This window comes from Vulcanococcus sp., assembly GCF_044369115.1.
Taxonomy (GTDB): Bacteria; Cyanobacteriota; Cyanobacteriia; order PCC-6307; family Cyanobiaceae; genus Vulcanococcus.
On the sequence record NZ_JBIPMN010000179.1, the window covers coordinates 1 to 5,040 of the forward strand.

Below are 5,040 nucleotides of genomic sequence, written 5' to 3' on the forward strand. Positions count from 1 at the left end.
CTGGTGCCCGTCACCACCGCCAACACCGATGCTGCAACGCTCTTGCATGAGGAGCGGTCGGTGAGCATGCACGGTCTGCTCAGCCTGGCCAACACCGACAGCCACAACTTCACCTCCGAGGTGCTGCTGCGCCAGGGCACAGGCAGTTGGGATCTCAATCAAGCCCGCCAACGCGCCATGCAGTGGCTTTCCGCTCAGGGTCTGCCGATGGCGGGGGTGTCGGTGGTGGATGGCAGCGGCCTCGATCGCGGCAACAAGGTCACCAGTCGACTACTGACGGCCCTGATGCTGCGGATGGCCCAGCACCCCTATGCCACCAACTACTGGGCCTCGATGGCCATCGCCGGGCAGCGCGGCACCCTGCGCAGTCTCTGGCGTGGCACCGAACTGGATGGCCGCTTCCGTGGCAAGACCGGCACGATCAGCGGCGTGCGCTCGATCAGTGGTGTGCTCGAGACCCCGGATGGGGTGCGCTACGTGAGCATGGTGTCGAACGGCGCCGGCTCGCCCAACAGCACGATTGCCGAAATCCTCCGCCAGAGCCGTGTGGCAGGCCTGTGTGCTGTACATGCCCCAACGGCTCAGGCGCTCTAGCGCTGACCGGCGGCGCGCTTGAGCCGATCCGCCGCCCGGCGGGCGCGGCTGATCGGTACGGCTTGCTCCTCAGCAGAGCGGGCCTGCTGCACCAGGGTGGTGGGGTCGACGGCTTGCAAGCGCACCAGCTCGCGCCGGCCAGCCACAACCACCTGACCCATCTCCTTGAGCCGCCCCTCGAGTTCGGTGAGCACCTGTTCGGCGTAGCGGTTGGCGCCCTCCTGAATCGTGGCGGCCTCCTGACGGCTGCGGCTGATCAGTGCTTCGCACTGTTGCTGCGTCTGTTGGCGGAACTGCAGGGCATCGTTCTGCACCCGCTCCGCTTCGGCCTGGCTGCTCTGCTGCACCCGCATCGCTTCCTGGCGAATCTTTTCCAGTTCAACCAGGCTTTGCTGCCGCGCCTGCTCGTGTTGTTCAGCCAGCTGGCGCTTCAGTTCGAGCGCTTCTTGATCGAGCTGCTGGCGGCGCTGCAGCGCTTCCTGCTCCAGTTGTTGACGCCGCTGGCTGAACTGTTGCTCCATCTGGGCCATGCGGGCCTGATGGTCTTGTTCGGCTTTGGCCAGTTGCTGGCGGGCCTGGGTGAGCAGCTGTTCACCCTGTTGGCGCCCCTGCTCACGCAGGTCGGCACCCTGACGTTCCGCTTCCTGGCGAATGGCCTGACTATTGATCAGCTGTTCGCGTTGCTGGCGGGCCTGATTGAGGATTTCGTCCGCTTGTTGTCGGGCCTGGTTGATGAAGTCATCTTTTTTGGCCACCAGCTCTTCGGCCTGGGCCAGTTGCGGCGGCAGGGCTTCGCGCACCGCATCCATCAGTTCGATGGCGTCCTGCTCGTTCACCAGGCGGCCGCCGCTGAATGGCACCCGGGTGCCATCGAGAACGATTTCCTCCAGTTGATCGAGCTGGTCGAGCACGGACGTGAGCTGCGCCTCAGCCATCGGAAACGATCAAGGGGATGACTGATTAAAAAGCCTGGCCAGGTCTTCTGCCACTCCTGTGGGCACCATGTGACCCACGCTGCCGCCAAAGCGGGCCACCTCTTTCACTACGGAGCTGCTGAGAAAGCTGTGGGTGGTGGCGGTGGCGAGAAACAATGTTTCCAGCTGAGGCGCCAGACTCTTGTTGGTGTGGGCGATCTGCAGCTCGTATTCGAAGTCGCTGAGGGCGCGCAGACCGCGCAGGATCACCCCGGCGTCGCAGCGCTGAGCGAAGTCCACAGTGAGGCCATCGAAGGCGGCCACATGCACGTTGCTGAGGTGGCTGGTGGCCTGGCGGATCTGCTCGAGCCGCTGCCCCACGCTGAAGCAGGGGTTTTTGCTTGGGTTGCGCAACACCGCCACGGTGAGGCCCTGAAACAGGTTGGAACCCCGCTCGATCACATCCAGGTGACCGAGGGTGAGCGGATCGAAACTGCCGGGATAGAGCGCCTGCATGGGCCCGATCCTATGGAGCGAGGTCTGAGGGGGCGGGCATCCGGCCAGCCCGCTGCCCGGAGCCGTTTCTAGAGTTCAAGACGATTTCTGTTCCCCTGCTGCTTCGCCCATGGCCCTCAACGCTGAAGCCAAGAAGACGCTGCTGCGCAAGATCCCCCATGGGGTGTTCATCTGTGGCGTGGCCGAAGGCGATGAGGTGAATGGTTTCACCGCCAGCTGGGTGACCCAGGGGTCTTTTGAACCGCCCTTGGTGGTGATGGCGGTGCGCTCCGACAGCACCAGCAACGGCATGATTCAACGCACGGGCCGTTTTTCCCTGAACGTGCTCGCTGCCGATCAAAAAGATCTGGCCGCCGTGTTCTTCAAGCCCCAAAAGGGTGTGGGTGGCCGCTTCGATGCCGCACCGTATCAACTCGGCGAACTGGGCCTGCCGGTGCTGAACGATGCCCTCGGGGCGGTCGAATGTGAGCTGGTGGGTCAGGTGGCCCATGGCGACCACACCGTGTTCGTTGGTGCGGTGAAGAGCGCCGTGCTGCATCGCGATGGAGCAGCCCTGGAGCTGAGCAGCACCGGCTGGCAGTACGGCGGCTGAGTGGCAGCTGTTGAGCACGATCCAACCCCTCCTTCAGGATCCGCCCCGCCTCAAGGCGCGCTTGAAGGAGGTTCCCAATGAGCCCGGTTGCTATCTGATGCGCGATGGCGAGGACCGCATCCTCTACATCGGAAAGGCCAAGGTGCTGCGCAACCGGGTGCGCAGCTATTTCCAAAGCGGCAGCGGCCATGGCCACTCGCCCCGCATCGCCCTGATGGTGCGGCAGGTGTGCGAGATCGAATTCATCGTCACCGATAGCGAAGCCGAGGCGCTCGCGCTGGAATCCAACCTGATCAAGAACCATCAGCCGCACTTCAATGTGCTGCTGAAGGACGACAAGAAATACCCTTACCTCTGCATCACCTGGAGTGAGGCCTACCCGCGCATCTTCATCACGCGCAAGCGCCGGTTTCGCTCACCGCTCGATCGCTTCTATGGGCCCTATGTGGACGTCGGCCTGTTGCGCCGCACGCTCGGGCTTGTTAAACGGGTGTTTCCGCTGCGGCAGCGACCGCAGCCGCTGCACAAGGACCGCACCTGTCTGAATTACGACATCGGTCGCTGCCCTGGCGTCTGCCAGGAAAAGATCAGCTCCGACGATTACCACCGCACCCTGCGGCAGGTGGCGATGGTGTTCCAGGGCCGCAACGAGGAGTTGCTGCAGCTGCTGCAGGAGCAGATGGAGCGCTACGCCGAGCGGTTGGATTTTGAAAGCGCCGCCAGGGTGCGCGATCAGCTGCAGGGCATCGACACGCTCACAGCCGATCAAAAGATGAGCATCGGCGATCGCTCCGTGAGCCGCGATGTGTTGGCTCTGGCTGCCGATGAGCGGGTGGCGGCGGTGCAACTGTTCCAGATGCGCGCCGGCAAGCTGGTGGGCCGGCTCGGCTTCACCGCTGATGCGATCGGGATGCCCGCTGCGGAAGAAGGTGCCGGCGGTGAGCTGCCGCCCTCGCCAGAACGGGCTGCAGCCCTCGGCCGCGTGTTGCAAACCGTGGTTGAGGAGCATTACAGCCAGGTGGAGCCGGTGGAGATCCCGCCGGAGCTGCTGTTGCAGGTGCCCCTGCCTCAGCAGGAGTTGATCGAGGAGTGGCTCTCGGAGCTGCGCGGCCGCAAGGTGAAGCTGGCGGTGCCGCAGCGCTCGCAGAAAGCCGACCTGATTGAGTTGGTGCAGCGCAATGCCAGCTACGAGCTGGAGCGGGCCCGACGTGCCAGTGAGCAGAACCTGCTGGCCACGGAGGATCTGGCCCAGCTGCTCGAGCTGCCCAGTGCGCCGCGCCGGATTGAGGGCTACGACATCAGCCACATCCAGGGCAGTGATGCGGTGGCTTCGCAGGTGGTGTTCATCGATGGCCTGCCGGCCAAGCAGCACTACCGCAAATACAAGATTCAGAGCAGCAGCGTTCGAGCGGGCCACTCGGATGACTTCATGAGCATGGCTGAAGTGATCCGCCGTCGCTTCCGCCGCTGGGCCCAGGCCAAGGCTGAGGGTGCCGATCTGCGTGAACTGCGCCGCTCCGCCGGCAGCGCTCTGCACACCGGCGGGCTGAACGACTGGCCCGATGTGGTGATGATCGATGGCGGCAAGGGCCAACTCTCCGCCGTGATGGAGGCCTTGCGCGAACTCAATCTCGATGAAGAGCTGGTGGTGTGCTCGCTGGCTAAGCAGCGCGAAGAGGTATTCATCCCCGGGGCGAAAGAACCTCTGGAAAGTGAGCCGGAGCAGCTGGGGGTTCAACTGCTGCGGCGTCTGCGGGATGAGGCGCACCGCTTTGCGGTGAGCTTCCACCGCCAGCAACGGGGCGAACGGATGAAGCGCTCACGCCTTTCCGATATCCCTGGGATGGGGCCGAAGCGGATCAAAGAGCTGCTGGCCCATTTCCGCTCGATCGATGCCATCCAGCTCGCCAGCGTGGAAACCCTGGCGGCCGCGCCGGGCATGGGGCCGGGCATGGCCAAGGTGGTGTGGGAGTACTTCCACCCGCAGGAGCTGGAGGCGCCGCCGGAGCTGGAGAATGAACCGACGCTGGAGCTGGCCGGTTGAAGAGAACGCCTGCCCTGGCTTGTGTCCTGGCGCTACTGATCGCCCTGTGGGGCTGGGTGCTGCCGGTGACTGCAGCGCCGGGTTTGTGCGTGGGGCCAATCTGCGGCGATGAAATTACCCGTAGCGCCAAGCATCACTTTCAGCTGCGCATGCGCGTGAGCGATCAGCTCGGCCATCGTGAGCGACTCACCGTGGATTGCCGCAATGGCTCCCTCAGTCCGGCAGCAGGCCTGGTGGAGCGGGGTTATGCCGCAGCAGTGGCCCGTAAGGCCTGCCGTCTCGCTGGTGAGGCACCGGCATGACCGTTGGCATCTGGGTGCTCGGGGATCAGTTGAACGCGGCTCAGAGCGCTCTGGCTGGCGTGGATCCCTCGGCTGCTC

The 5,040-nt window shown here is 64.4% G+C and carries 6 protein-coding genes; 4 read left to right on the forward strand and 2 right to left on the reverse strand.

Annotated elements, in window-relative coordinates:
* A partial coding sequence (locus ACIQ2E_RS12350; protein WP_398330947.1) for a D-alanyl-D-alanine carboxypeptidase occupies window positions 1-594 on the forward strand: 594 nt, incomplete at its 5' end.
* On the opposite strand, the gene ACIQ2E_RS12355 is transcribed toward ACIQ2E_RS12350, so the two are convergent.
* Together ACIQ2E_RS12355 and coaD are read right to left on the reverse strand one after the other, a co-directional pair.
* On the reverse strand, window positions 591-1,529 hold the full coding sequence (locus ACIQ2E_RS12355; RefSeq protein ID WP_398330950.1) for a hypothetical protein: 939 nt from the start codon (window positions 1,527-1,529) through the stop codon (window positions 591-593). The two genes, ACIQ2E_RS12350 and ACIQ2E_RS12355, sit on opposite strands and share 4 nt — an antisense overlap.
* 9 nt (window positions 1,530-1,538) lie before the next feature.
* Window positions 1,539-2,024 (reverse strand): pantetheine-phosphate adenylyltransferase, encoded by a 486-nt coding sequence (coaD, locus tag ACIQ2E_RS12360; RefSeq protein WP_398330953.1) that lies wholly within the window; start codon window positions 2,022-2,024, stop codon window positions 1,539-1,541.
* 109 nt (window positions 2,025-2,133) lie between these two features.
* On the opposite strand from coaD, the gene ACIQ2E_RS12365 reads away from it, so the two are divergent.
* Genes ACIQ2E_RS12365 through ACIQ2E_RS12375 form a run of 3 tightly spaced genes read left to right on the forward strand, consistent with a single transcriptional unit; the run spans window position 2,134 to window position 4,962 of the window.
* The gene (locus ACIQ2E_RS12365; RefSeq protein WP_398330956.1) at window positions 2,134-2,616 is read left to right on the forward strand and encodes a flavin reductase family protein; all 483 of its coding nucleotides are present in this window, start codon (window positions 2,134-2,136) and stop codon (window positions 2,614-2,616) included.
* A 19-nt stretch (window positions 2,617-2,635) separates the two neighbouring features.
* The gene (gene uvrC, locus ACIQ2E_RS12370) at window positions 2,636-4,660 is read left to right on the forward strand and encodes an excinuclease ABC subunit UvrC (protein ID WP_398330961.1); all 2,025 of its coding nucleotides are present in this window, start codon (window positions 2,636-2,638) and stop codon (window positions 4,658-4,660) included.
* The gene (locus tag ACIQ2E_RS12375) at window positions 4,657-4,962 is read left to right on the forward strand and encodes a hypothetical protein (protein WP_398330959.1); all 306 of its coding nucleotides are present in this window, start codon (window positions 4,657-4,659) and stop codon (window positions 4,960-4,962) included. Before uvrC ends, ACIQ2E_RS12375 begins: the two co-directional genes overlap by 4 nt.
* Window positions 4,963-5,040: the final 78 nt, after the last annotated feature.